At 65.0% G+C, this 25,046-nt stretch carries 25 protein-coding genes; 11 read left to right on the plus strand and 14 right to left on the minus strand.

From position 1 onward, the window contains the following. The first annotated feature begins 37 nt into the window (after window positions 1-37). The 3 genes from OGV19_RS14835 to panB all read left to right on the plus strand — a co-directional run bounded on the left by OGV19_RS14835 (window position 38) and on the right by panB (window position 2,992). Window positions 38-1,144, plus strand: a complete 1,107-nt coding sequence (locus tag OGV19_RS14835) for a 2-aminoethylphosphonate--pyruvate transaminase (RefSeq protein WP_264309465.1) — start codon at window positions 38-40, stop codon at window positions 1,142-1,144. Window positions 1,145-1,178: 34 nt separating this feature from the next. After that, window positions 1,179-2,006: a phosphonoacetaldehyde hydrolase gene (gene phnX, locus OGV19_RS14840; RefSeq protein WP_264309466.1), complete on the plus strand. Its 828-nt coding sequence runs from the start codon at window positions 1,179-1,181 to the stop codon at window positions 2,004-2,006. A 170-nt stretch (window positions 2,007-2,176) separates the two neighbouring features. Then, a complete protein-coding gene (panB, locus tag OGV19_RS14845; RefSeq protein WP_264309467.1) occupies window positions 2,177-2,992 on the plus strand; it encodes a 3-methyl-2-oxobutanoate hydroxymethyltransferase in 816 nt (271 codons plus the stop codon). Here panB and OGV19_RS14850 read toward each other — a convergent pair. Both OGV19_RS14850 and OGV19_RS14855 read right to left on the minus strand, forming a co-directional pair. Then, window positions 2,980-4,389 (minus strand): aminotransferase-like domain-containing protein, encoded by a 1,410-nt coding sequence (locus OGV19_RS14850; RefSeq protein WP_264309468.1) that lies wholly within the window; start codon window positions 4,387-4,389, stop codon window positions 2,980-2,982. The genes panB and OGV19_RS14850 overlap by 13 nt on opposite strands. A 79-nt stretch (window positions 4,390-4,468) precedes the next feature. Then, window positions 4,469-5,533 (minus strand): AI-2E family transporter, encoded by a 1,065-nt coding sequence (locus OGV19_RS14855; protein ID WP_264309469.1) that lies wholly within the window; start codon window positions 5,531-5,533, stop codon window positions 4,469-4,471. Between the two features lie 131 nt (window positions 5,534-5,664). Between OGV19_RS14855 and yegQ the strand changes: the two genes are divergently transcribed. The 5 genes from yegQ (at window position 5,665) to OGV19_RS14880 (ending at window position 10,511) form a co-directional block, all read left to right on the plus strand. Further along, the gene (gene yegQ / locus OGV19_RS14860; RefSeq protein ID WP_264309470.1) at window positions 5,665-6,999 is read left to right on the plus strand and encodes a prephenate-dependent tRNA uridine(34) hydroxylase TrhP; all 1,335 of its coding nucleotides are present in this window, start codon (window positions 5,665-5,667) and stop codon (window positions 6,997-6,999) included. Window positions 7,000-7,077: 78 nt separating this feature from the next. After that, on the plus strand, window positions 7,078-8,769 hold the full coding sequence (locus OGV19_RS14865; protein ID WP_264309471.1) for a copper resistance system multicopper oxidase: 1,692 nt from the start codon (window positions 7,078-7,080) through the stop codon (window positions 8,767-8,769). Further along, a complete protein-coding gene (locus tag OGV19_RS14870) occupies window positions 8,762-9,631 on the plus strand; it encodes a copper resistance protein B (protein ID WP_264309472.1) in 870 nt (289 codons plus the stop codon). Before OGV19_RS14865 ends, OGV19_RS14870 begins: the two co-directional genes overlap by 8 nt. Before the next feature lie 14 nt (window positions 9,632-9,645). Continuing rightward, window positions 9,646-10,074, plus strand: coding sequence for a DUF411 domain-containing protein (locus tag OGV19_RS14875; protein ID WP_264309473.1), 429 nt, complete (start codon window positions 9,646-9,648; stop codon window positions 10,072-10,074). Further along, window positions 10,074-10,511, plus strand: a complete 438-nt coding sequence (locus OGV19_RS14880; RefSeq protein ID WP_264309474.1) for a YqaA family protein — start codon at window positions 10,074-10,076, stop codon at window positions 10,509-10,511. Before OGV19_RS14875 ends, OGV19_RS14880 begins: the two co-directional genes overlap by 1 nt. Window positions 10,512-10,579: 68 nt before the next feature. Here OGV19_RS14880 and zapE read toward each other — a convergent pair whose 3' ends face one another. The 4 genes from zapE to OGV19_RS14900 form a co-directional block, all read right to left on the minus strand. Further along, window positions 10,580-11,686: a cell division protein ZapE gene (zapE, locus tag OGV19_RS14885; protein WP_264309475.1), complete on the minus strand. Its 1,107-nt coding sequence runs from the start codon at window positions 11,684-11,686 to the stop codon at window positions 10,580-10,582. Between the two features lie 58 nt (window positions 11,687-11,744). After that, window positions 11,745-12,893, minus strand: coding sequence for a PQQ-dependent sugar dehydrogenase (locus OGV19_RS14890; RefSeq protein ID WP_264309476.1), 1,149 nt, complete (start codon window positions 12,891-12,893; stop codon window positions 11,745-11,747). A gap of 22 nt (window positions 12,894-12,915) precedes the next feature. Continuing rightward, window positions 12,916-13,233, minus strand: a complete 318-nt coding sequence (locus OGV19_RS14895) for a hypothetical protein (protein WP_264309477.1) — start codon at window positions 13,231-13,233, stop codon at window positions 12,916-12,918. 147 nt (window positions 13,234-13,380) lie between these two features. Further along, the gene (locus OGV19_RS14900) at window positions 13,381-14,460 is read right to left on the minus strand and encodes an extracellular solute-binding protein (protein WP_264309478.1); all 1,080 of its coding nucleotides are present in this window, start codon (window positions 14,458-14,460) and stop codon (window positions 13,381-13,383) included. A 189-nt stretch (window positions 14,461-14,649) separates the two neighbouring features. Between OGV19_RS14900 and OGV19_RS14905 the strand changes: the two genes are divergently transcribed. Then, window positions 14,650-15,135: an LEA/WHy family protein gene (locus OGV19_RS14905; RefSeq protein WP_264309479.1), complete on the plus strand. Its 486-nt coding sequence runs from the start codon at window positions 14,650-14,652 to the stop codon at window positions 15,133-15,135. A 9-nt stretch (window positions 15,136-15,144) separates the two neighbouring features. Here the strand turns inward: OGV19_RS14905 and OGV19_RS14910 are convergent, their stop codons facing one another. Next, window positions 15,145-15,408: a hypothetical protein gene (locus tag OGV19_RS14910; protein ID WP_027596578.1), complete on the minus strand. Its 264-nt coding sequence runs from the start codon at window positions 15,406-15,408 to the stop codon at window positions 15,145-15,147. 126 nt (window positions 15,409-15,534) lie between these two features. On the opposite strand from OGV19_RS14910, the gene OGV19_RS14915 reads away from it, so the two are divergent. Then, the gene (locus OGV19_RS14915; protein ID WP_264309480.1) at window positions 15,535-15,855 is read left to right on the plus strand and encodes an ElaB/YgaM/YqjD family protein; all 321 of its coding nucleotides are present in this window, start codon (window positions 15,535-15,537) and stop codon (window positions 15,853-15,855) included. A 35-nt stretch (window positions 15,856-15,890) separates the two neighbouring features. On the opposite strand, the gene OGV19_RS14920 is transcribed toward OGV19_RS14915, so the two are convergent. After that, window positions 15,891-16,508 carry a MiaE family protein gene (locus tag OGV19_RS14920; protein ID WP_027596580.1) on the minus strand — a complete coding sequence of 206 codons (618 nt, stop codon included), beginning with the start codon at window positions 16,506-16,508 and terminating at the stop codon, window positions 15,891-15,893. Between the two features lie 154 nt (window positions 16,509-16,662). Between OGV19_RS14920 and OGV19_RS14925 the strand changes: the two genes are divergently transcribed. Continuing rightward, the gene (locus OGV19_RS14925) at window positions 16,663-17,526 is read left to right on the plus strand and encodes a universal stress protein (RefSeq protein ID WP_264309481.1); all 864 of its coding nucleotides are present in this window, start codon (window positions 16,663-16,665) and stop codon (window positions 17,524-17,526) included. Window positions 17,527-17,621: 95 nt separating this feature from the next. Here OGV19_RS14925 and OGV19_RS14930 read toward each other — a convergent pair whose 3' ends face one another. The 6 genes from OGV19_RS14930 to OGV19_RS14955 form a co-directional block, all read right to left on the minus strand. After that, window positions 17,622-17,825, minus strand: a complete 204-nt coding sequence (locus OGV19_RS14930) for a formate dehydrogenase subunit delta (protein WP_264309482.1) — start codon at window positions 17,823-17,825, stop codon at window positions 17,622-17,624. Further along, window positions 17,822-20,701 (minus strand): formate dehydrogenase subunit alpha, encoded by a 2,880-nt coding sequence (fdhF, locus tag OGV19_RS14935; RefSeq protein WP_264309483.1) that lies wholly within the window; start codon window positions 20,699-20,701, stop codon window positions 17,822-17,824. Before fdhF ends, OGV19_RS14930 begins: the two co-directional genes overlap by 4 nt. Beyond that, window positions 20,698-22,257, minus strand: a complete 1,560-nt coding sequence (locus tag OGV19_RS14940; RefSeq protein WP_264309484.1) for a formate dehydrogenase beta subunit — start codon at window positions 22,255-22,257, stop codon at window positions 20,698-20,700. Before OGV19_RS14940 ends, fdhF begins: the two co-directional genes overlap by 4 nt. Further along, complete coding sequence (locus OGV19_RS14945; RefSeq protein ID WP_264309485.1) at window positions 22,251-22,733, minus strand: formate dehydrogenase subunit gamma; 483 nt, start codon at window positions 22,731-22,733, stop codon at window positions 22,251-22,253. The genes OGV19_RS14940 and OGV19_RS14945 overlap by 7 nt, the downstream gene beginning before the upstream one ends. A 266-nt stretch (window positions 22,734-22,999) precedes the next feature. After that, window positions 23,000-24,046 (minus strand): FecCD family ABC transporter permease, encoded by a 1,047-nt coding sequence (locus OGV19_RS14950; RefSeq protein WP_264309486.1) that lies wholly within the window; start codon window positions 24,044-24,046, stop codon window positions 23,000-23,002. Then, the gene (locus OGV19_RS14955; RefSeq protein ID WP_264309487.1) at window positions 24,034-25,026 is read right to left on the minus strand and encodes a FecCD family ABC transporter permease; all 993 of its coding nucleotides are present in this window, start codon (window positions 25,024-25,026) and stop codon (window positions 24,034-24,036) included. Before OGV19_RS14955 ends, OGV19_RS14950 begins: the two co-directional genes overlap by 13 nt. Between the last annotated feature and the right edge of the window lie 20 nt (window positions 25,027-25,046).

The raw sequence follows: 25,046 nt of genomic DNA on the forward strand, positions 1-25,046 counted from the left end.
CCGTAGTTTCACTCCACCGCTTGTGAGGAACCACGGAATGAGCAACGCGCCTATCCTGCTGACCCCCGGCCCCCTGACCACATCAATCCGCACCCGCCAAGCCATGCTGGTGGACTGGGGCTCCTGGGACCGCGATTTCAACCAACTCACTGCCAGCGTTTGCGAACAACTGCTGGCCATCCTCGACGCCAGCGCCAGCCACCACTGCGTGCCCCTGCAAGGCAGCGGCACCTTCGCCGTGGAAGCGGCCATCGGCACCTTGGTACCGCGTGACGGCAAGGTGCTGGTGCTGATCAACGGCGCCTATGGCCAACGACTGGCGAAAATCTGCAAGGTGCTGGGCCGCACCTACAGCACCTTTGAAACCGCCGAGGACCAGCCGACCACCGCCGCCGACGTGGACCGGCTGCTGGCGGCCGACCCTGCCGTCACCCACGTGGCGCTGATCCACTGCGAAACCAGTACGGGCATCCTCAACCCGCTGCCTGAGATCGCCCAGGTGATCAAGCGCCATGGCAAGCGCCTGATCATCGATGCCATGAGCTCGTTCGGCGCACTGCCGATCGACGCCCGCGAGGTGCCCTTCGAGGCGCTGATCGCCGCCTCCGGCAAATGCCTGGAAGGCGTCCCCGGCATGGGCTTCGTCTTCGCCGAAAAAACCGCGCTGGCCGCCGCCGAAGGCAACGCCCATTCGTTGGCCATGGACCTGCACGACCAGCACGCCTACATGGCCAAGACCGGCCAATGGCGCTTCACCCCGCCCACCCACGTGGTCGCGGCGCTGCACGAAGCACTGCAGCAGTACAACGAGGAAGGTGGCCTGCCTGCCCGCCACCAGCGCTATGCCGACAACTGCAAGACCCTGCTAGATGGCATGGCCGCCATCGGCCTGCGCAGCTTCCTGCCCGCCGAAATCCAGGCGCCGATCATCGTCACCTTCCATGCCCCGGACGATGCCCGCTACCAGTTCAAGGACTTCTACGAACGGGTCAAGGCCAAGGGTTTCATCCTCTACCCAGGCAAGCTGACCCAGGTCGAGACTTTCCGCGTCGGCTGCATCGGTGTGGTCGGGCCAGACGGCATGCAGGCCGCTGTGAATGCCGTGGCCGACGTGCTGCGGGAAATGGAAGTGCTGGACATCTGACCCTTTGCCCACCCGACTTCAGGAAATAGCGCACATGAACTACAGCAACCCTACCCAGCTGCAAGCCGCCATCCTTGACTGGGCCGGCACCGTGGTCGACTTCGGCTCGTTCGCCCCGACGCAGATCTTCGTCGAGGCCTTCGCCGAGTTCGACGTCCAGGTTTCCATCGAAGAAGCCCGCGGCCCGATGGGCATGGGCAAGTGGGACCACATCCGCACCCTGTGCGACGTGCCGGAAATCGCCGAGCGCTACCGCAAGGTGTTCGGCCGCACCCCGACCGACGATGACGTCACCGCCCTCTACAACCGCTTCATGCCCCTGCAGATCGAGAAGATCGCTGTGCATTCGGCGCTGATCCCTGGCGCCCTGGACACCCTCACCGGCCTGCGCCAGGGCGGCCTGAAGATTGGTTCGTGCTCGGGCTACCCGAAGGTGGTGATGGACAAGGTGGTGGAACTGGCAGCGCAAAACGGCTATGTCGCCGACCATGTGGTGGCCACCGACGAAACCCCGAATGGCCGCCCGTGGCCGGCCCAGGCCTTGGCCAACGTCATTGCCCTGGGCATCGATGACGTGGCCGCCTGCGTGAAGGTCGACGACACCGTACCGGGCATCCTCGAAGGCCGCCGCGCGGGCATGTGGACCGTTGCCCTGGTGTGTTCCGGCAATGCCCTGGGGCTGACCTGGGAAGGTTACCGGGCGCTCAGTGCCGAGAAGCTGGAGAGCGAGCGCAAGCGCATTCATACGCTGTTCGCCAGCTCACGCCCGCATTACCTGATCGACACCATCAACGAATTGCCCGAGGTGATTGCCGACATCAACCGGCGCCTGGCCAAGGGCGAGATGCCGCAAGCCTGCTGACCGTCGCGTTTGTTTCCGGGGGCTGCCTTGCAGCCCCATCGTCGCTATATGCCCTGCGCAAAGCTCATCTGGGTTGCTTTTCAGCGCCCTTCTGTACATTGAGTTGTGCCTGCGAAACTCAATAATCGGCCCACCCCTTTCCTGACGGTTCCACCTCCAAGGAAACACCGATGAGCACGCATACCCGCAACAAACGACTGACGGTGCCACAGCTGGTGGCAATGAAAGGCCGGCAGAAGATTGTTTCCCTGACCGCCTATTCCAGCGCTATCGCCAAGGTGATCGACCCCCTGGTCGATTTCATGCTGGTCGGTGACTCCACTGCCATGGTCGGCTACGGCCGCCCTTCCACCCTGGGCATGCGCCTGGACGAGACCATTGCCCATACCCGTGCCGTGGTCGACAGCACGCGCCTGGCCTGCGTGATCGCTGACATGCCGTTCGGCAGCTACCAGGAGTCCCATGAACAGGCCTTTCGCAACTGCGCCCAGGTGCTCGCCAGTACCGGCTGCGACGCCGTGAAGCTGGAAGCCAACCAGGCCTTGGCGAGTACCGTGGCGTTTCTGGTCGCACGCGGCATACCGGTCATGGCGCACATCGGCCTAATGCCGCAGTTCGTCAATGTCATGGGCGGCTACAAGGCCCAAGGGCTGAGCCCGGACAGTGGCGCTGCATTGCGTGCCGATGCCCGCGCCAACCTCGAAGCCGGCGCTTTCAGCCTGGTACTGGAAGGCGTGGCCGAGCCCGTGGCCCGGGCCATCACCGAGGCCAGCGACAAGCCGACCATCGGCATTGGTGCCTCACCCGCTTGCGATGGCCAGGTGCTGGTCACCGAAGACCTGCTTGGGCTGGGCGGCGAACATGTGCCTCGCTTCGTCAAGCAGTATGCCGACGTCGGCCAGGTGATCCGCGAGGCCTGCGCCCGCTATGCAGAGGACGTGCGCAGCGGCAGCTTCCCCGAGATGCACCACTGCTACGGGGCCTGAGCCTCATCCTGAATCGCCTTGACCAGGCGTTGCAGCGCCTGGCCAATGTCCTTGCTCCAGTCCAGCGTGTAGCACAGCCGCAGGTGGTTACGCCAAAGGCCGTGCTGGCTGAAGATTTCCCCCGGCGCGATGACGATACGCTGCGCCAACAGCCGCTCGAAGACCCGGCGCATGTCCACCGGTCGGGTCGCCTCCAGCCACAGGCTCGCCCCACCCTGCGGCTCGACCACGCGCAAGCTGCCCTGGCCGTGGGCCTCCAGCAGCGCTTTCATCTGCAGCATGCGATGGCTCAGCAAGGGGCGCAGCAGCTGAAGGTGCTGCTCGACCCGCCGCGAAGTGAACAACTTGGCGATTGCCTTCTGGCGAATCGGTGACAACCGAAAGCCACGCTCCAGAAACAACTGTTGCAAACGCTCGGTGTGACGCCTGCACAGCAGGTAGCCATAGGGCGCTTCAGCACCGATCACCTTGTCGAAGGTGGAAAACACCAGCAACCGGTCGAGCTCGGCGAAATCCCGATAGCGCGGCGGCGCCGCGTGGAAGCAGAACTCGCCATAGCCATCGTTCTCGAACAACCACACCGCGTGCTCGGCCAGCCAGCGGCAGATCTGTTGTTTGTCCTCAGCGGGCATCAAGCCGCCCTGAGGCACGTTGGCCGCCGAAGACAGCACCGCCAGGCGAACCGGCTCGTCGCAGAGCACCTGATGCAGCTGCTGCAGGTCGAACCGGCCGTCGTCACCCAAGGGCACTTCGATGATGGTCATGCGCGCGGCCTGCAACTGCCTCAGAACCGCCCAACTGCAGGGCGACTCGACCAGCGCGACCTGGCCTTCGAGGTCCAGCGCACGCAAAGACAGCTCAAGGACGCTACGCAGATCCGAACCGATGAACACGTGCTCGGCTTGCCAGCAACGCTGCGCCGAGCGGGTGTAACGGCCTGCCAGCACGCTGCGCAACTCAGGCTCACCGAACGGCTGGTACAGCGGCGCAGGTGCACGCGGGTATTGGCGCGCCAGCTCCCGTTCGAGCATCAGCAACGGCTGCTCCAGCGACAACAGCATCGCCGGTGCATCGCTGCCAAGGGCCAACATCCCAGGCTGGCGCGCACTGGAAAACACGGTGTCGAGCAAGCTCGACGCGCACTCCCTGCGCAAGGGAGCGCTACGGATGACGGTGAAGTAACCCAGTTTCGGCCGCGCACGCACCCGCCCTTCATCCTCGAGCAGCGCATACGCATACTTGGTGCTGGATACCGAAACGCCCAACTGCCGGGCCAGCTGGCGTAGCGACGGCATGCGCTGCTCGACGTTCGAAGGCGCCGCCTCGATGCAGCCAAGCAGGTAGCGGTAGACCGCCTGGTAAGTGAAGCCGGGTTTGTCGGTCTTGCGGGTATCCATACTCAGGCATCGTCGGCAGAAAACTGCCACAGGGTAAACGAAAGCCCCGGTACAGCGTCCAGCAAGAACGACCCAGGCGCTATTGCGGCAACTGTACCTGCGGCTTGGTGTCGGCAAAGATCGCCCAGCTCGACACGAACAACGCCGCGATCAACGGCCCGATCACGAACCCGTTGAGCCCGAACACCGCCAACCCGCCCAAGGTGGAAACCAGGATCAGGTAGTCTGGCATGCGCGTGTCCTTGCCCACCAGAATCGGCCGCAGCACGTTGTCCACCAGGCCGATCACCAGCACCCCGAACGCGGTCAGGATCACCCCCGGCAAAATGGCCCCGGTCAGCAGGAAGTACGCCGCCACCGGCGCCCAGATAATCCCCGCCCCTACCGCCGGCAACAGCGACAGAAACGCCATCAACACCGACCACACCAACGCGCTCGGAATATCCAGCACCCAGAAGATCAAGCCGCCGAGCGCGCCCTGGGTAATGGCAACCAGTACGTTGCCCTTGACCGTCGCCCGGACCACACGGTTGAACTTCAATTGCAACCGGCGCTTCTGGTGCTCGGGCAATGGCACGGCCAGCCGGACTTTGCGGGCAACCTCCGCGCCTTCGCGCAAAAAGAAAAACAGCAGGTACATCATGATGCCGAAGCTGATCAGGAACTCGAACGTGCCCTGGCCAAAATTGAAGGCCTGGCTGGCCAGCACCTGGCTGCCCTGCGTGGCCCACTTGGTGATCTTGTCGCGCAGCCCGTCCAGGTTGCCCATGCCCATGTTGTCCAGGCTGTGTTGCGCGAAAGCCGGCAGCATGTCCTTGCCGCGCTCGACGTAGCCGGCGATGTCCAGTTGCCCACTCTCGATGCGCTGGTACAGCGTGGCGCCCTCCTGCACCAGCAAGGCACTGGTGATGATCACCGGCAGCACAGCCACCAGCAGGCAGATCAGCAACGTGGTGAACGCCGCCAGATTGCGCCGCCGTCCGAAGCGGATCAGCAAATCGCGCTGCAAAGGGGCAAAGAGGATGCCCAGTATCACCGCCCAGAAGATCGCACCGTAATACGGCAGCAGGATCCAGACGAAAGCGATGGTCACCAGCGTCAGCAATGCTGCCAGGGCTTTGTTCTGGAGGGCGGTTTGGTTCATGGCGTTTCCTCGCGGGTTCTTGGACATTAGTGCCCGCCGCTTCGCCAAAAGTGCCGCGCCTGCGTTGATTCAGATCAATACGGTACTCCCGGCGCGTGCTTAGCATCCGTGCCTTTTGCCCCGGTGCGCTCATGAACCTTCCCGCCAAGCCCGAACTGCTGGCCCCTGCCGGCTCCCTGAAGAGCATGCGTTATGCCTTTGCCTATGGCGCCGACGCGGTCTACGCCGGCCAGCCGCGCTACAGCTTGCGGGTGCGCAACAATGAATTCGACCACGCCAACCTGGCGCTGGGCATCCAGGAGGCGCATGCCCTGGGCAAGCATTTTTACGTGGTGGTCAACATCGCCCCGCACAATGCCAAGCTCAAGACCTTCCTCAAAGACCTCGCCCCGGTGATCGCGATGGCACCGGATGCACTGATCATGTCCGACCCCGGCCTGATCATGCTGGTGCGCCAGCACTATCCGCACATGCCAGTGCACCTGTCGGTGCAGGCCAACACGGTCAACTGGGCCAGCGTGCAGTTCTGGCAACAGCAGGGGCTGAGCCGGGTGATCCTGTCGCGCGAACTGTCGCTGGAGGAGATCGAAGAAATCCGCCAGCAGGTGCCGGACATGGAGCTGGAAGTGTTCGTCCATGGCGCCCTGTGCATGGCCTACTCTGGCCGCTGCCTGCTCTCAGGCTACCTCAACAAGCGCGACGCCAACCAAGGCAGCTGCACCAATGCCTGCCGCTGGAAGTACGACGCCACGCCGGCCAGCGAGAATGCCACCGGCGACATCGTGCGCGAAGTGCAGCCGACCCTGGGCCTTGGCGCCCCTACCGAGCAAGTCTTTCTACTGCAGGAAAGCAACCGTCCAGACCAAGCGATGCCGGCGTTCGAGGACGAGCACGGCACCTACATCATGAATGCCAAGGACCTGCGCGCCATCCAGCACGTCGAGCGCCTGGCCAGCATGGGTGTGCACTCGCTGAAGATCGAAGGCCGCACCAAGTCGCACTTCTACTGCGCCCGCGCGGTGCAATCCTACCGCCAGGCCATCGATGACGCCGTGGCGGGTCGGCCTTTCGACCGTGCCCTGATGGACAACCTCGAATCCCTGGCCCAGCGCGGTTATACCGAAGGCTTCCTGCGCCGGCATGTGCACGACGAATACCAGAATTACCAGCGTGGCAACTCGCAGTCCGAGCGCCAGCAGTTCGTCGGCGAGCTGACCGGCGCGCGCGTGGATGGCCTGGCCGAGGTCAAGGTGAAGAACCGCTTCGCCGTGGGCGACCACCTGGAGCTGATGACCCCGCGCGGTAATTACCATTTCGACCTGCACCGCCTGTGCGGTCGCCAGCAGCAAGCCATCGAAGTGGCGCCGGGGGATGGCCATGTGGTGTACCTGCCCATCCCTGAACAGGTCCCCCTGGAGTACGGCCTGCTGATGCGCGACCTGGGCCACGACGAGGCCGCTGCCTGACAACGCTGTAATGCGCACCTCAGCTGGCTGACAGCCAGCAAAGCCCAACATCGTGGTTCTCTCGCATGAGGCCACGCCATGTTGCGCAACCCCTCCCGTCGTACCTTCGTCAAAGGCCTGGGCGCCGCCACCACGCTGGTGGGCCTCGGGCTGTGGCGGCCATTGGCCCAGGCCGCCGATGGCCGCGACCTGACCGGCCAGCACTTCGAGCTGTTCATCGGCCAGACCCCCGTGAACATCACCGGCCGCCCGCGCACCGCGCTGACCGTCAACAACAGCCTGCCCGCCCCGCTGCTGCGTTGGCGCGAAGGCGACACCGTGACCCTGCGCGTGCGCAATCACCTGGCGCAGGCCACCTCGATCCATTGGCACGGGATCATCCTGCCCGCCAACATGGACGGCGTGCCGGGCCTGAGCTTCGCCGGTATCGAGCCCGGTGGGGATTATCTGTACCAGTTCACCCTGCGCCAGAGCGGCACCTACTGGTACCACAGCCACTCCGGGCTGCAGGAACAGGCCGGGGTGTATGGGGCGATTGTCATTGAGCCCCGCGTACCCGAGGCGCATACGTATCAGCGTGACCATGTGCTGTTACTTAGCGACTGGTCGGACCAGCCCCCTGAACAGCTGCTGGCGACCCTGAAGAAGCAGTCTGACGCCTTCAATTACCACAAGCGCACGCTCGGTGACTTCATCGACGACGTGGCCGACAACGGTTGGGGCACTACCGTCGCCGAGCGCATGCGCTGGGCACGCATGCGCATGAGCCCCACGGACCTGGCCGATGTCAGCGCAGCCAGCTACACCTACCTGCTCAACGGCCAGCCGCCGGACGGCAACTTCACTTGCCTGTTCCAGCCGGGCGAAACCGTGCGCCTGCGGCTGATCAATGCCTCAGCCATGACCTATTTCGACTTTCGCATCCCCGGCCTGAAACTGACGGTGATCGCCGCCGACGGCCTGCCGGTAACAGCCGTGACCGTAGACGAACTGCGCATCGCCGTGGCCGAAACCTACGACGTGCTGGTGACCGTCGGCGACCTGCCCGCCTACACCCTGTATGCCCAGAGCATGGACCGCAGCGGCTACGCGCGCGGCACCCTGGCCCGCGCCAACGGCTTGCAGGCGCCCGTGCCGCAACCTGACCCTCGGCCCGTGCTGAGCATGGCCGACATGGGCCACGGCGCCATGGCGGACATGGACCACGGCAACATGGCCGGCATGGATCATTCCGCCATGGCGGCCATGCAACAACACCCGCCCAGCGAAACCGACAACCCGCTGGTGGACATGCAGACCATGGCGCCACGCCCCAACCTCGCCGACCCCGGCATCGGCCTGCGTGACAACGGCAGGCGGGTGCTGACCTACGCCGACCTGCGCAGCCCCTACCCCGACCCCGATGGCCGCGAGCCCTCGCGCGACATCGAGCTGCACCTCACCGGCCACATGGAGCGCTTTGCCTGGTCGTTCGACGGGGTCAAGTTCAGCGATGCCGAACCACTGCGCCTGGCCTACGGCGAGCGGGTGCGCATCACCCTGGTCAACGACACCATGATGACCCACCCCATCCATCTGCATGGCATGTGGAGCGACCTGGAAGACGAACACGGGCGTTTTCTGGTGCGCAAACACACCGTCGACATCCCGCCTGGCAGCCGCCGCACCTACCGGGTCAGTGCCGACGCCCTGGGCCGTTGGGCCTACCACTGCCATTTGCTCTACCACATGGAGACCGGCATGTTCCGCGAGGTACGCGTCGATGAATGAGCTCAACAACCGCCGCCTCCTCACCGGCGTGGCCCTGCTGGCGCTGCTCGCCAGTGAGCGTGCCATGGCCGCCGGCATGCAGCACATGGGCCACGGCGCCATGCCCATGGACCACAGCCAGATGAACCACAGCACGCCGCCTGCGCAGCAACCGCGCACGCCACTGCCGGTGATCAACGACGCCGACCGCCGCGCAGCCTTCCCGCCGCTGCCAGGGCACCAGGTGCACGACCGTGCGCTGAACGGCGCGGTGATCGTCGACCAGCTGGAATACCAGCACTTCGACGGCAGCAGCGCGATGAACTGGAACGCCAGCGCCTGGGTGGGCGGCGACATCGACCGCCTGTGGCTGCGCAGTGAAGGTGAACGCGAGCAGGGCAAGACGCACAAGGCCGAACTGCAGGCGCTCTGGGGCCACGCCATCAGCCCCTGGTGGGAACTGGTCGGCGGCCTGCGCCAAGACTTCAAGCCGGCCAGCGGGCAGGCCTGGGCAGCCTTCGGCATCCAGGGCACGCCGCTGTATGGCGTTGAGCTGGAGGCCACCGCCTATGTCGGCGAGCGGCAACAGACCGCGCTGCGCCTGGAAGCCGCTTACGCTATGCTGCTGACCAACCGCTGGATACTCGAACCCACCCTGGAAGCCAACCTGTTCGGCCGCAACGATGCGCGTCGTGAGCAAGGCACGGGGCTGGCCGACAGCGAGATCGGCCTGCGCCTGCGCTATGAGATCAGCCGTGGTTTTGCGCCCTACGTCGGGGTCAGCTTCAACCGCTTGCACGGCGTGCGCGCCGACCAGGCCCGCGAAGACGGCGATGACACCCGCCAGACCCGCCTGGTGGCCGGTATCCGCCTGCGATTTTAAAGGAGTGTTTCACCATGCTGCGCAAACACCTGCTCACCTTCGGCCTGCTGGCCGTCACCGGCCTGGCCCAGGCCGCCGAGACCATCGACGTCTACCGCGACCCCAATTGCGGCTGCTGCAAGGCCTGGATCAGCCACTTGCGCGACAATGGCTTTACCGTCAACGACCACGTCGAACCCAACATGAGCGCCGTCAAGCAACGCCTGGGCGTGGCGCCACGCCTGGCCTCGTGCCACACCGGGGTCATCGACGGCAAGTTCGTCGAAGGCCACGTGCCGGCCGAACAGGTCCGCTTGCTGGCCAAGCGCGATGACCTCAAGGGCCTGGCCGTACCCGGCATGCCCATGGGCTCGCCGGGCATGGAAATGGGTGACCACAAAGACGCCTATCAGGTCATCGGAGTGACCCAGGATGGCAAGGACACCGTGGTCGCCAACTACTGATGCTCAGCGAATGGGCGCTGTTCCTCAGCGCCTTCGGCGCCGCCACCCTGCTGCCACTGCAATCGGAGGCCGTACTGGTCGGCTTGCTGCTGCGCCAGCCCGACGCCTGGGCCACCTTGTTGCTGGTGGCCACCCTGGGCAATGTGCTCGGTTCGGTGGTCAACTGGCTATTGGGCCGGGCCATCGAGCACCTGCGTGACAAGCGTTGGTTCCCGTTCAGCGCCAGCCAGCTCGAACGCGCCCAGCAGCGCTACCAGCGCTGGGGGCAGTGGTCGCTGCTATTGAGCTGGATGCCCGTGATCGGCGACCCGCTGACCCTGATCGCGGGGATCATGCGGGAGCCGTTCTGGCGCTTCTTGCTGCTGGTGACCCTGGCCAAGGCAGGCCGTTACGCCGTGGTGGCGATGATCACCCTGGGCTGGTTTCACGCCTGGTAACACCTCTGCCGTTTCAGGGGCTCAACTCAGATCACTGTGGGAGCGGGCTTGCCCGCGCCTACAGGGGGCTAACCGAAGCGCTGCAACTGCATCTCGCGCAAGCGGCTCAAGGTGCGTTGGTACGGGAACGCCAGGTACCCTTGGGTATAAAGCGCGTCAAGCGGCACCTGCGCCTCCAGGTACAACGCCACCCGCCGGTCGTAGCACTCGTCGACCAGGGCGATGAACCGGCGCACGGCATCGTCCTTGGGCGACAGCGCCGGCAGTTCACGGTCCCCAGCCGCGACCCGCGCCGCACCATCCTCGGTACCACGGGCGATGCGGCCGGCCCGTTGTTCGCCGCCCAGCGCAGGCACGCCCTCCAGCAGAATCGACGGGAAACGGTCACACAGGGCCATGAACTCCATCGCCGCCAGGGGCTGCTCGCAGAGGTCGGCAAAACGGCACCAGATGGCCTGTTCACTACGCCGGATGACCGCTATCTGCCGTGAGCCAATGGCCAATGGCTGATCGCTACCGGGGTCCGCCGGGCTGAGTTGGCGGAACACCTCACCAAGTGCCCCTTGCGCACCGGGTTCAGCCACCCAGTACCGCTGCAGCTCAGCGCCCGGGTGCAGGCGATGGTCCTGCTCGCCAGCCACGGGCAGCACCTGCATGTGCCGTTCGATGGCGCCAATCGCGGGCAGGAAGCGGTCACGGTTGAAGCCATCGCGGTAGAGCTGGTCTGGCGGCTGGTTGGAGGTGGCGACGATCACCACGCCCTGATCGAACAGCACCTGGAACAGGCGGCCGAGGATGATCGCATCACCGATGTCATTGACGAACAATTCGTCGAAGCACAGCACGCGTATCTCCCGGGCCAGCTCACGGGCCAGGGCCAGCAGCGGGTCAGCGGTGCCGTTGAGCTGGAACAGCCGCTGGTGCACCCAGGCCATGAAATGGTGAAAGTGCTGGCGCCGGCTGGGGTGCTGCAGGCAGCGGTGGAACTGGTCCATCAGCCAGGTCTTGCCCCGGCCGACCGGGCCCCACAGGTAGATGCCCTGGGCTGGGCGGCCATGTTCAATCGCCTCGAAACAGGCCTGCAACGCGTTGACTGCGTGGGCCTGAGCGGGGTCATGGACATAGCCGTGGTCGGCCAGGGCTTGTTGGTAGAGGGTTTGCGGGTCTGAGGTCATGCGGCATTATCGGTAGCGGCTCTAGCGCCGGCAAGCCGACCCTGCCCCGGTCGGTGCATCAATCTGCGCCCAGCCCCACTTTCAACACCGCCCCGTCCTTGTCATCGGTCAACACATACAGATACCCATCCGGCCCCACCCGCACATCACGGATACGGGCCTTGAGGTCCCCCAGCAAGCGCTCTTCGTGCACGACCTTGTCGCCATCGAGCTGCAGACGGATCAACTCCTGGGTAGCCAGTGCACCAATGAACAGGTTGTGGTCCCAGCCCTTGAATGTCGGGCTGTCGTAGAACGCCATGCCGCTGATGCCGGGGGACTTTTCCCAGACATGGTGCGGGTCGACCATGCCGTCCACATGCTTGCCCTTGGCCTCCGGGATTGGCAACAGCGAGTAGTTGATGCCGTGGGTGGCGACCGGCCAGCCGTAGTTCTTGCCGGGCTGTGGAATGTTGATCTCGTCGCCGCCACGCGGGCCGTGTTCGTGGGTCCAGAGCTTGCCGGTCCAGGGGTTGAGCGCCGCACCCTGCTGATTGCGGTGGCCAAATGACCAGATCTCGGGCCGCACGTTGTCCTTGCCGACAAAGGGGTTGTCCTTGGGCACTTCGCCGTCGGGCAGGATACGCACGATCTTGCCTTGCAGCTTGTCGAGGTCCTGGGCAGTCGGGCGCTGGTTGTTCTCGCCCAGGGCGACGAACAGATAACCGTCCCGGTCGAACACCAGGCGCGAACCGAAGTGGTTGCCCACCGACAGCTTGGGCTGTTGGCGGAAGATCACGGTGAAGTTTTCCAGCCGCGCACGGTCCTCGGACAACTGGCCGCGACCGACCGCCGTGCCGGCCTTGCCGTCATTGCCCGCCTCGGCATAAGACAGGTAAACAGTACGATCCTTGCCGAACTCCGGCGACAACACCACGTCCAGCAAACCGCCCTGCCCTTCGGCCCAGACCTGAGGTACACCACTGATGGGCGGGCCGACCTTGCCTTCGGCGTTCACCACCCGCAGGTTGCCGGGGCGCTCGGTGACCAGCATGTCCTTGCCGCCCGGCAGAAAAGCCAGTGCCCAAGGGTTGCGCAAGCCATCGGCTACGGTGCTGACGGTCAACTGCCCCTGCTCGCTGGGGAACTGCTGTTCGGAGGCCGCGTGCGCCAACAAAGGCAGCAGCGCGGCAGCGGTCAGGGTGGTCAGCCAGGTAGCTCTGGTCATGCAGGATTCCTTTCGAGGGGGCTCATGGCGCGCGTGGGTTATCGCGCGGTGGCCGGGTGGGTTCCAGATGAGGGGCTTGCTGTTGGCGACGCAGATTGTCGCCGTTGCCAATGCCGCGGTTGTCCAGCGTCGGCGTGCGCTGGTAGGGGTCGGTCGAAGGCCCCCGCACCGGCGGTGTGGCCGGCATGCTGCCTTGGCGGCTATTGGGGTTGGCACGCTGGATCGGGCTGTTGTACGGGTTGTTGTTGCTGGCAGCGAGCTGCAATGGCGCAACAGGCGCGGCGTGCGCGGGCAGGCACAACGCCAGGCCGATGGCCAGGATTGGTAGGGTCAGGTTCATGCTTCACCTCCTGTACGAAATGCCGCGCCTTGTGCGTTGGATAGCCTAAGGCGCGAGGGGTTCGCGGCAAAAGTGTGAAAGCGGCTGGAGATAATTCCTGATGTTTCAGTATGGACCCTAGGGGGCTGCTGCGCAGCCCCGGCAGGCTCACTGGCCGCTGCGAAAAGCCATCCACAGACGGTTGCGTTGGCGCAGGTCGGCCAGCGCCATGCTGCGGTCGGCATACAGGCGTTCACGCACCTGGGCGGGGGGATAGATGTCCGGGTCGTTGCGCACAGCATCGTCCACCAAGGGAGTGGCCGCTTCGTTGGCATTGGCGAAGAACAGCGTGTTGGTCAGTGCGGCGACCGAGTCCGGCCTGAGCATGAAGGCGATGAACGCCCGGGCCGCTTCGGGGTGCGGCGCATCCTTGGGGATGACCAGGTTGTCCTGCCAGACCAGGGTGCCTTCCTGGGGAATGCGGTAGATCAGCTCGAAGGGTTTGCCAGCCCGGCGGGCCTGATCGGCGGCCATGGCCGCATCGCCGTTGTACGTCAACGCCAGGCACACACTGCCATTGGCCAGGTCACTGATCTGGCGGCCGTTGGCGACGTAGCGGATGGAAGGCTGCAGCTGGTTCAGCAGCTTTTGCGCCGCGTCCAGGTCGGCCTTGTTTTGGCTGTAAGGGTCTTTGCCCAGGTAGTTCAAGGTCAGGCCGATCACTTCCTGTGGCGAGTCAGGCATGGCGATGCCGCAGTCCTTCAGGCGGCTGGCGTATTCCGGTTTGAACAACAGGTCGAGGCTATCGAGCGGCACATCCCCCAGGCGCTGGCGTACTGCCTCAACGTTCACCCCAAGGCCCAGGGTGCCCCAGGTATAAGGCACTGCGTAGCGGTTGCCAGGGTCGGCTTCGGCGAGTTTGGCCAGCAGGTCCTTGTCGAGGTTGGCATAGCCCGGCATGGCCTGGGCATCGAGCGGCTGCAGGGCATTGGCCTTGAGTGCCCGGGCCAGAACGGTCGATGACGGCACCACCACGTCATAGCCGCTACCCCCGGTCAGCAGCTTGGTTTCCAGCACCTCGGTGGTGTCGAAGGTGTCGTAGCGTACCTTGTAGCCGGTTTCCCGTTGAAAACGCTGAAGGGTTTGCGGGGCGACATAGTCGGCCCAACTGTAGAGGTTGACGACCTTTTCCTCGGCTTGCAGCGGCAAGGCCAGAAACACGGACAGCAGGCACAGCGATCGACGCATGACGAACACCTCGACAAGGGGAGCTGTCCGTCACTGTAGCCCAAGGGTTTCAGGATGCGGCAATCCGTAAGCCATGCTCCAGGTCAGTGTGTAGGTGCGCCCTTGATAGCCATACCGATACGGCCACTTTCAACGCCGGTGAGCATTTGCCACACTGGTCGTTGAATTCTCCTGCCAAGGTTGCACCCCATGACTGCCTGTTTGCGCCGCTGTACCCGCTGGTTCCTGGTACTGCTGATGGCTTACGGCCTCAGTGCCTGCGCGTTGTTCCAGGCACGCGACCCACTCAACATCAGCGTGATTGGCATCGAGCCGCTGCCTGGGCAGGAGCTGGAACTGCGCATGGCGGTGAAAATACGCGTGCAAAACCCCAACGAAACCCCGATCGACTACAACGGCATTGCGCTCGACCTGCAGGTGAATGGCCAGCCGCTGGCCGCCGGTGTGAGTGATCAGCAGGGCCATATAGGCCGTTTCGACGAGGCGGTGCTCGTGGTGCCGGTGAGCGTTACCGCGTTCTCCTTCCTGCGCCAGGCCTATGGCCTGGGCCAGCGCAATTCGCTGCAAGGGCTACCCTATGTACTGCGCGGCAAACTGGCCGGTGGGTTACTGGGCACCGTACGCTTCACCGATGAGGGTACGCTGGACCTGCCCAAGGCAGCCGGCACTTACTGATAGAGGGCCTCAGCGATTGCTGTTGGCGGCGGCCATCATCTTGTTGACTTCACTGCGCACCATGCTGGCGTATTCAGGCGGCGACATGGCCTCAAGCTCAGCCCGTACCCATTCCGCCCACTTGCCTTTGCGCCGTGGCTTTTCGGAGATAAGGCGGGCGGCTTCGCCCTTGGCCTTGCCCAGGTTGCTCTGCCACAGTTCGAACAACCGCGCCTTCTCTGCCTCGATCTGCGCCCGTTCCTCGAAGCTCTTGTTGGCCAGATTGAAACTCATGAAGGTACCTGCCTGTTGAAAATGGCCGCTATCTTACACCGTAGCGACGCGTCTTCGGAAAGCCGGCGCAACTTTCCCGACGCAGCGGCATCCATTGTTCACCCCCCCATTGACGAGGATGAGTTCATGGCCCGAAAAAACGCCGCACAAGCTGCCAGCGATCAGATCAAGGATCAGGTCTTCAGCGAACTGCAGTCTTTGATCGAAGAATCCGAGAAGCTGCTCAACGACAGCGCTGCCCTGGTGGGCGAAGAGGCTGAAACACTACGCGCGCAAGTCGGCCTCAAGCTGCGCCAGGCGCGCGAGGCTGCGAGCAACGTGCGTAGCAAGGCACAACCCGTGGTAGAAGCCACCCAGGAGTACATCGGCGGCCACCCTTGGCAGACCGTGGCAGTGTCCGCAGGCTTCGGCCTGGTGATTGGTCTGTTGCTGGGCCGCCGTTACTAGGTACGGCTAACGGCTGTAGTGCCGCCTGATGCGTTTCAGGCGGCCTGCGCCATTGGAATGCCACTGTGAAAGCGCAGTTCCTGGTCCGGTGACTGGATCAGTTCGGCTTCTGCCTCGCGTACCAGTTCAACCCTGCGGGCGATGTCCGCTTCTTCGCCATACTGATGGGCCAGCTTCAGATAGCCCTGGTAGTGGCGCGCCTCACTCTTCAACAGCCCGTGGTAGAAAGTGCCCAGCTCTTCATCCAGGTGCGGCACCAATGCGGCAAAACGCTCGCAACTGCGTGCTTCGATGAACGCCCCCACCACCAAGGTATCGACCAGCTTGACCGGCTCGTGGGCGCGCACCAGGCGGCGCAGCCCGGAGGCATAACGCCCCGCCGACACCGGCCGCAGCGGTACGCCCCGGCGCTTCATCAGGCGCAGCACCTGCTCATGGTGCACCAGCTCTTCACGGGCCAGGCGCGACATCATGTTGATCAGGTCCAGGTGCGTGTTGTACTTGGCGATCAGGCTCAGGGCGGTGCTGGCGGCCTTGAACTCGCAGTTCTTGTGGTCGATCAGCAGGGTTTCCTGGTCGGCAAGTGCCGCTTCGATCCAGGCATCTGGGGTCGGGCAGCCAAGAAAGGCGTCGATTTCGGGGATCAAGGACATAAGCGTGCAACCAGACAGAACAGGCAGGGCCGGCGATTATACCGGCGGCAACCGGCAGCGCCAGTGACTATGCTTGATGTACATCAAGCGGCGACGGGTGAGACGCCGACTATAGTCAGGCATTGGTCGCCATCTTTGAAGGGAGCTCACGCCCATGCAAGACGTCCGCAGCATCCTCGTCGTCCTCGACCCCGCACATGCCCACAGCCGGGCCTTGACCCGTGCCAAGCTGATCGCGGGCGTGACCGGCGCGCGCCTGCACCTGTTGATGTGTGACAAAAAGCAGGATCACAGTGCGTTGCTCAGCCTGCTGAGCAGCCAGTTGCACGATGACGGATACGACAACGTCACCCATGAGGCAGCCTGGCGTGACAACCTGCACGACACCATCATCTATGTGCAGCAGGCCGAGGGCTGCGAGCTGGTGATCAAAGAGCATCGGCCGGACAACCCGCTGAAAAAGGCCCTGCTGACGCCCAGCGACTGGAAGCTGTTGCGCTTGTGCCCCAGCGCCGTACTCATGGTGAAAAGCGAGCGGCCGTGGACGGGTGGGGTGATTCTGGCGGCCGTGGATGTCGGCAACCAGGATGACGACCACCGCCTGTTGCACGCGAGCATCATCGACCATGGCTATGCCATTGCGGGGCTGGCTAAAGGTGAGCTGCATGTCATCAGTGCACACCCCTCCCCCATGCTGTCGGCGTCGGACCCGGCCTACCAGCTCAGCGAAACCATCGCCGAGCGCTACCGCGAAGCCTGCAACGCGTTCAAGGCCGAGTACGACATCAGCGATGAGCGCCTGCATGTCGCCGAGGGCCCGGCAGATGTGCTGATTCCGTTTACCGAGAAAAAATACGACGCGGTGGTGACAGTGATCGGCACAGTGGCTCGCACGGGTATTTCCGGGGCCTTGATTGGCAATACCGCAGAAGTGGTGCTCGATTCGCTCGAAGGTGATGTGCTGGTGCTCAAGAGCGACCAAGCGATTGCCCACCTGACGGAGCTGGCCCGGGGTTAGATGTAGCACAGCATCGCCATGTACCTGTAGAAGCGGCCTTGCCGGGGCCCCGGCAAGGCCGCTCCTACAGGTTCAGCGCCAGGCTACACGTCACCTCAAGCCAGCGCCTCGCGCACCTTCGGGTCCAACCCCTCCCCTGCATTGGCCTCGATCCATTCCAGCAACTGCCGGCGCATCGCCGGCGTCCAGAAGCTTTGCATGTGCTGCCTCACCCCTTGCACCGCCAACTGCCGGTTCGGTTCGCTGTCAAAATAGTGGGCAATCTGGTTGGCCATCTTGACCAGGTTGTCACTGCTCATCGGCGCACCTCGGCTTTCTCTTGCTGTTCGGCAGTACGGCGCTCCTTGAGCAGGCGGCGCTGTTCGTCACTGAAGTCCTGGTAGCGTTTCTGCCATTCAGACGGGTGGAACACTTTCACCACCTCCACCGCCGTAACCTTGTACTCAGGGCAGTTGGTGGCCCAGTCGGAGTTGTCGGTGGTGATCACGTTGGCCCCCGACTCAGGGAAGTGGAACGTGGTATACACCACCCCCGGCGCCACCCGTGCACTGACCTTGGCACGCAGCACCGTCTGCCCGGCGCGGCTGCCGATACCCACCCAGTCGCCATCGCGGATGCCACGGCTTTCAGCATCGGTCGGGTGCAGCTCCAGGCGGTCGGCGTCATGCCAGGCGACGTTGCCGGTGCGGCGGGTCTGGGCGCCGACGTTGTACTGGCTGAGGATACGCCCGGTGGTCAGCAGCAGCGGGTAGCGGCTGTTGACCTTCTCGTCGGTGGGCACGTAGCCGGTGAGCATGAAGCGCCCCTTGCCGCGCACGAACTGGTCGATATGCATGGTCGGCGTGCCATCGGGCGCTGCATCGTTGCACGGCCACTGCAGGCTGCCATGGCGGTCGAGTTCGGCGTAGCTGACGCGGTGGAAGGTCGGCGTCAAGCGCGCGATCTCGTCCATGATCTCGGCCGGGTGGCGGTACTGCATCGGGTAGCCCAAGGCGTTGGCCAAGGCCACTGTCGCTTCCCAGTCCGCCTTGCCGGCCAACGGTTCCATGACCTTGCGCACCCGCGAGATCCGGCGCTCGGCGTTGGTGAAGGTGCCGTCCTTTTCAAGGAACGAGCTGCCCGGCAGGAACACATGGGCGAACTTGGCCGTCTCGTTAAGGAAGATGTCCTGCACCACCACACACTCCATGGCCAGCAAGGCGGCCGTAACGTGCTGGGTGTTGGGGTCGCTCTGGGCGATGTCCTCGCCTTGGCAGTACAGCGCCTTGAAGCTGCCATCCAGGGCCGCCTCGAACATGTTGGGAATACGCAGGCCCGGATCAGGCTGCAAGGTCACGCCCCAGGCTCGCTCGAACTCGGCGCGCACGCCTTCATTGGAGATATGCCGGTAGCCGGGCAGCTCATGCGGGAACGAGCCCATGTCGCACGACCCCTGCACGTTGTTCTGCCCACGCAGCGGGTTCACCCCTACCCCTTCACGGCCAATGTTGCCGGTGGCCATGGCCAGGTTGGCGATGCCCATCACGGCGGTGCTGCCCTGGCTGTGCTCGGTGACACCCAGGCCATAGTAGATGGCCGCGTTGCCACCGGTGGCGTACAGCCGCGCTGCTGCGCGGATCTGCTCGGCAGGCACGCCACAGACTGGGCCGAGCACTTCTGGTGCGTTTTCTGGCAGGCTGACGAAGTCGCGCCAGCGGGCGAAGTCCTCGGTCTCGCAGCGGGCGTCGATAAAGCGCTGGGCCAGCAAACCCTCGTTGACGATCACATGGGCCAAGGCGTTGAGCATGGCCACGTTGGTGCCTGGGCGCAGCTGCAGGTGCAGCTCGGCACGGGCGTGGGGCGAGTCAACCAGGTCGATGCGCCGTGGGTCGATGACAATCAACCGCGCGCCCTGGCGCAGGCGGCGCTTGAGCTGCGAGCCAAACACCGGGTGGGCATCGGTGGGGTTGGCACCGATCACCAGAACCACATCGGCCTGCATCACCGAATCGAAGCTCTGCGTGCCCGCCGACTCCCCGAGGGTCTGCTTGAGGCCATAGCCCGTGGGCGAATGGCACACCCGCGCGCAGGTGTCGACGTTGTTGTTGCCAAACGCCGTGCGCACCAGTTTCTGCACCAGGTAGGCTTCTTCGTTGGTGCAGCGGCTGGAGGTGATGCCGCCGATCGAATCACGCCCGTACTTGAGCTGGATGCGGCGGAACTCGCTGGCAGCGTAGGTCACCGCTTCGTCCCAGCTGACTTCCTGCCACGGGTCTTCGAGGCGCTTGCGGATCATGGGTTTGGTGATGCGGTCCGGGTGGGTGGCATAGCCCCAGGCGAAGCGGCCTTTGACGCAGGCGTGGCCGTGGTTGGCGCCGCCGTTCTTGTCCGGGACCATGCGCACCAGCTGGTCGCCCTTCATTTCGGCGCGGAACGAGCAACCGACACCACAGTAGGCGCAGGTGGTAATGACCGCACGCTCGGGCTGGCCGAGCTGCACCAGGCTTTTCTCGGTCAGGGTCGCGGTCGGGCAGGCCTGCACGCAAGCGCCGCACGACACGCACTCCGAGGCCAGGAAGTTGTCCCCCCCGGCGGCCGCTACCCGCGAGTCGAAGCCGCGCCCGGTGATGGTCAGGGCGAAGGTGCCCTGGATGTCTTCACAGGCGCGCACGCAGCGGCTGCAGACGATGCACTTGCTCGGCTCATAGTCAAAATACGGGTTGGAAACGTCTTTCTTCTCGGCCAGGTGATTGGCGCCGTCGTAGCCGTAGCGGACCTCGCGCAGGCCAACCTGGCCGGCGACGGTCTGCAGCTCGCAGTTGCCGTTGGCCGAGCAGGTCAGGCAGTCGAGCGGGTGATCGGAGATGTACAGTTCCATTACATTGCGCCGCAGCCCCGCCAAGCGCGGGGTTTCGGTATGCACCACCATGCCTTCGCTGACCGGGGTGGTGCACGACGCGGGGTAGCCGCGCATGCCTTCGATTTCCACCATGCACATGCGGCACGAGCCGAACGCTTCAAGGCTGTCGGTGGCGCACAGTTTGGGAATACTGGTGCCGAGCATGGCGGCGGCGCGCATGACCGAGGTACCGGCAGGCACGCTGATGGCTCGGTCATCGATGTTCAGGCTGACCTGCACCTCACTGTCGCGTGCAGGGGTACCAAGGTCGATCTCGGGGTCGAAGAAATTGATCACTGCGCGGCCTCCGTGTGGGTCAGCCCGAAATCGGCGGGGAAGTACTTGAGCGCGCTGGCCACCGGGTAGGCGGTCATCCCGCCCATGGCGCACAGCGAGCCGTACTGCATCGTGTCGCACAGGTCGCGCAGCAGCAGGGCCTGGTCGTGGCGTTCGGTGAAATCGGTGGTGGCGATCAGCCGGTCCACTACCTCCATGCCACGGGTCGAGCCGATGCGGCACGGGGTGCATTTGCCGCAGGATTCCTCGGCGCAGAACTGCAGGGCAAAGCGCGCCATGCTGGCCATGTTCAGGGTGTCGTCGGCCACCACCACACCGCCGTGGCCCAACATCGCGCCGATGGCGGCGAAGGCTTCATAGTCCAGCGGCGTGTCGAAGTGGCTGGGCGGCACCCAGGCGCCGAGCGGGCCACCGACTTGCGCGGCCTTCAGCGTTCGGCCGCTGGCGGTACCGCCACCGTAGCCTTCCACCAGCTCGCGCAGGGTCAAGCCGAACGCACGCTCCACCAGGCCACCGTGGCGGACATTGCCCGCCAGCTGGAAGGGCATGGTGCCCAGCGAACGGCCCATGCCGAAATCGCGGTAGAACGCCGCGCCCTTGGCCAAAATGATCGGCACCGAAGCCAGGGTGAGCACGTTGTGCACCAGGGTCGGCAAGCCAAACAGGCCCTGCAGGGCCGGCAGTGGTGGCTTGGCACGGACGATCCCGCGCTTGCCTTCGATGGACTCCAGCAGCGCGGTTTCTTCGCCACAGATATAAGCGCCAGCGCCGACCCGGACTTCTAGGTCGAACGCCTTGCCGCTGCCGGCCACGTTCACACCGAGGTAACCGGCGTCACGGGCAATGGCAAAGGCCTGGTCGAGCACGCGAATGGCGTCCGGGTATTCCGAGCGCACGTAGATGTAGCCTTTGTCGGCCCCCACGGCGAGGCCGGCGATGATCATGCCTTCGATGAGCAGGAAGGGGTCACCCTCCATCAGCATGCGGTCGGCGAACGTACCGGAGTCGCCTTCGTCGGCGTTGCAAACCACGTACTTCTGCCCGCCCCCGGCATCGCGCACGGTGCGCCACTTGATACCCGCCGGGAACGCAGCACCACCCCGGCCACGCAGGCCAGAATCGAGTACCGCAGCGACCACCTCGGCACCGTCCAGCGCCACGGCGTGCCCCAGCCCTGCAAACCCGCCGTGGGCGCGGTAGTCGTCCAGCGACAACGGCCGGGTCACGCCAGCGCGGGCGAACAGCAGGCGTTGCTGGGACTTCAGATAAGGGATCTCTTCAACCGGCCCCAAGGCCAGCGGATGGTCGTGGGGTTGGGCTGCCAACGCATCGAGCAGCGCCGGCACATCGTCCGGGCTGACCGGGCCGAAACCCTGGCGCCCTTGTGCGCTTTCGCATTCGATCAGCGGCTCCAGCCAGTACAGGCCACGCGAACTGGTGCGCTGGATATCGACCGCCAACTGCCGGCGCTCGGCCTCGCGCTGCACGGCCTCGGCAACCTGGTCGGCACCCACGGCACGGGCCACCGAATCGCAGGGGATGTACACCTTCAGCATGCTTCGCCCTCCAAACAACCGTTCACCAGGGCACGCAGGCGCTCAGGGGTAAGGCGCGCGTGCAGTTGGCCGTCCAGTTCCAGCGCGGGCGAGCAGGCGCAGGCGCCCAGGCAATACACCGGGCGCAGGCTGATGGCGCCGTCGGCGCTGGTACCATGGTCGTCCAGCGCCAGCTGATCACGCAGTTGCGCGGCCAGGGCTTCGGCGCCACGGCTCTGGCACGACTCGGCCCGGCACAGGCGCAGGGTATGGCGTGCCGGCGCCGTGGTGCGGAAATCGTGGTAGAAGCTGATCACCCCGCGCACCTCGGCCAGGCTGAGGTTCAGGGCATGGGCTATTTCGGGGACAGCGGCATCGGGGACGAAGCCGATGGCTTGCTGGATGGCGTGAAGGATCGGCAGCAACGCGCCGGGGGTGTCCTTTTCACGGGCCAGGATGCTGTGGATCAAAGGCAGGTGGAGCAGTTCATCAGGCATACAGCGGACCTCGGCATCACGGACCCTGCCTGCGCTGTGGTTGGGGCAGGTGTCCGGCGTGTTCTGCTGCGGCGTGCCGGCCACGTCACGGTTGCGTAGTGTCGGCAGCCTCCTTGCCCAGGGCCGTGCGTCTACGCGCACTGGTCCGAGAGCATCCTGCAAGCATGGCACTTGTGGCGCCGGAGGGTTGCATGCGAACGACCAGGCGCATCCTGAAACCGACCAGCTGGCGATTCATGATTGCCAGAGGTGATCGGGGGCCGCGCCTACACTGACCGCTTACGTTGAGCAGTGATCAACCACAGCAGGTACCCGCCACCCAGCACCCCAGTCACCAGCCCGACCGGCAACTGCGCCGTGGCCGCCAGGCGCTGGCTCAGCCAGTCGGCGACCAACAGCAAGGCCGCCCCCATCAAGGCGGCGCACACCAGCGGCGCGCCTGCCGTACGTGTCAGCCGCCGGGCCAGTTGCGGCCCCGCCAGGGCAATGAACGCAATCGGCCCGGCAGCGGCAGTGGCAATGGCCGTCAGCCCCACGGCGGCGAGCACCAGCACCAGGCGCGAACGCCCCACCGCTACCCCCAGCTGGCTGGCCGTGTTATCGCCCATCTCCAGCAGCGCCAGCTCGCGGCCGTGCAGCAGCACGATCGGCAGTATCAGCGCCAGGCCCAATGCTGCAGGGACGACATGCGCCCAGGTCCGGGTGTTGAGCGAGCCGGCCAGCCACAACTGGGCAAACAGCGCCTGATCAAGCTCGCCCGTGACCAGCAACAGTTGGTTCAGGCCCGACAGCGTGGCGCCCATGCCAATGCCCACCAACACCAACCGGTAGCCCTCGCTGCCCTGCCCCCGGCGCGCCAGGAGTAAAACCAGCAGCGCCGTGAGCATGCCCGCCGCCACCGCCGCCAACGCCGTGGCCAACGGGCCTGCGTCGAACAAGATGATCTGCACGATGGCACCGCTCGCCGCGCCGGTGGTAAAGCCGATGACATCGGGCGAGCCCAGGGCATTGCGGGCAATCGACTGGAAGATCGCCCCGGCCATGCCCAGCGCCGCACCCACCAACAGGCCGGTGAGCACCCGTGGCAGGCGCACCCGCGTGACGATGCGCTGGGTCATGTCGTTGTCCCCCTGCCCCAGCAGGCTGGCCAGCACCTGCCCGGCGCCTATCGGCAGGCTGCCAGTGCCCAGCAGCACAATCGCCAACCCCAGCACCAACAGCAACAACGCACTGCCGACCAGCACCGCCCGGGGGCTGAAACGCACACTGCACGGCCCACACCTGAGCACCCGTGGAGTAGTCAGAGCTGACATAAACGAAACCTGCTTATCAACACGATGAATGCCGGCCCACCCAGCAACAACGCCAGGGTCCCGGCCGCCAGTTCTGCCGGCGCGACGAGCACGCGGCCCAGCAGGTCGGCGCCCAGCAGCAGCAATGCTGCAATCAGCGCCGCATAGGGCAGCATGCGCCGGTAGTCCGGGCCGACCAACAAGCGCGCAAGGTGCGGGGCGACCAAGCCGATGAAACCAATCGGCCCCGCGATAGCCGTAGCGCTGCCGGCCAACAGCATCAGCGCGACGCAGGCAAGCGCCCAGGTCAGGCGCACGTTCACCCCCAACGCCCGGCCCAGGTCCCGGCCCAGTGCCAGGGCGTTGAGCTGCGGCATGAGCGCCGCCGCCAGGACCAATCCCAGGGCAATGGCCAGGGTTGGCCACAACAATGCAGCGGTACTGCTGCCGGCCAGCGAGCCTGCGGCCCAATGGCGGAAGTGGTCATAGACTTGCGGTGGGGTGTTGAGCACGACGATACCGGTCAGCGACGCCAGCAGCATCGTCAGCCCGGCCCCGGCCAGTACCAGGCGCACGGGGTTGCTGTCATTGGCGCCGGCCTGGCCCAGCAGGAACACCGCGATGCCGGCAACACCGGCGCCCAGGAAGGCCAGCAAGATGTACTGCCCGACCTGCGTCAGGCCAAACAGCGCGACCCCCAGGATGACCGCCAGCGCAGCGCCAGCATTGACGCCCAGCAACCCTGGCTCGGCCAGCGGGTTGCGCGTCAGGGCCTGCATCAAGGTGCCCGCCGCCCCCAGTGCCAGCCCCGCCAACAGGGCCACCAAGGTACGCGGCACCCGCAACTCACGCACGATCAGGTGCTGATCATTCTGCAGGTCGGGCTGGTACAGGGCGTCGAACACCACATTCATGGCAATCGGGTGCGAGCCGATCAACAAGCTGGCCAACGCTGCCACAAGCAACACCAGCACGCCCACCAGCAGGCCCTGGCGCGGCATGCCACGCACCCATCCAGCAG

It is taken from the genome of Pseudomonas putida (assembly GCF_025905425.1).
Taxonomy (GTDB): Bacteria; Pseudomonadota; Gammaproteobacteria; order Pseudomonadales; family Pseudomonadaceae; genus Aquipseudomonas; species Aquipseudomonas putida_AF.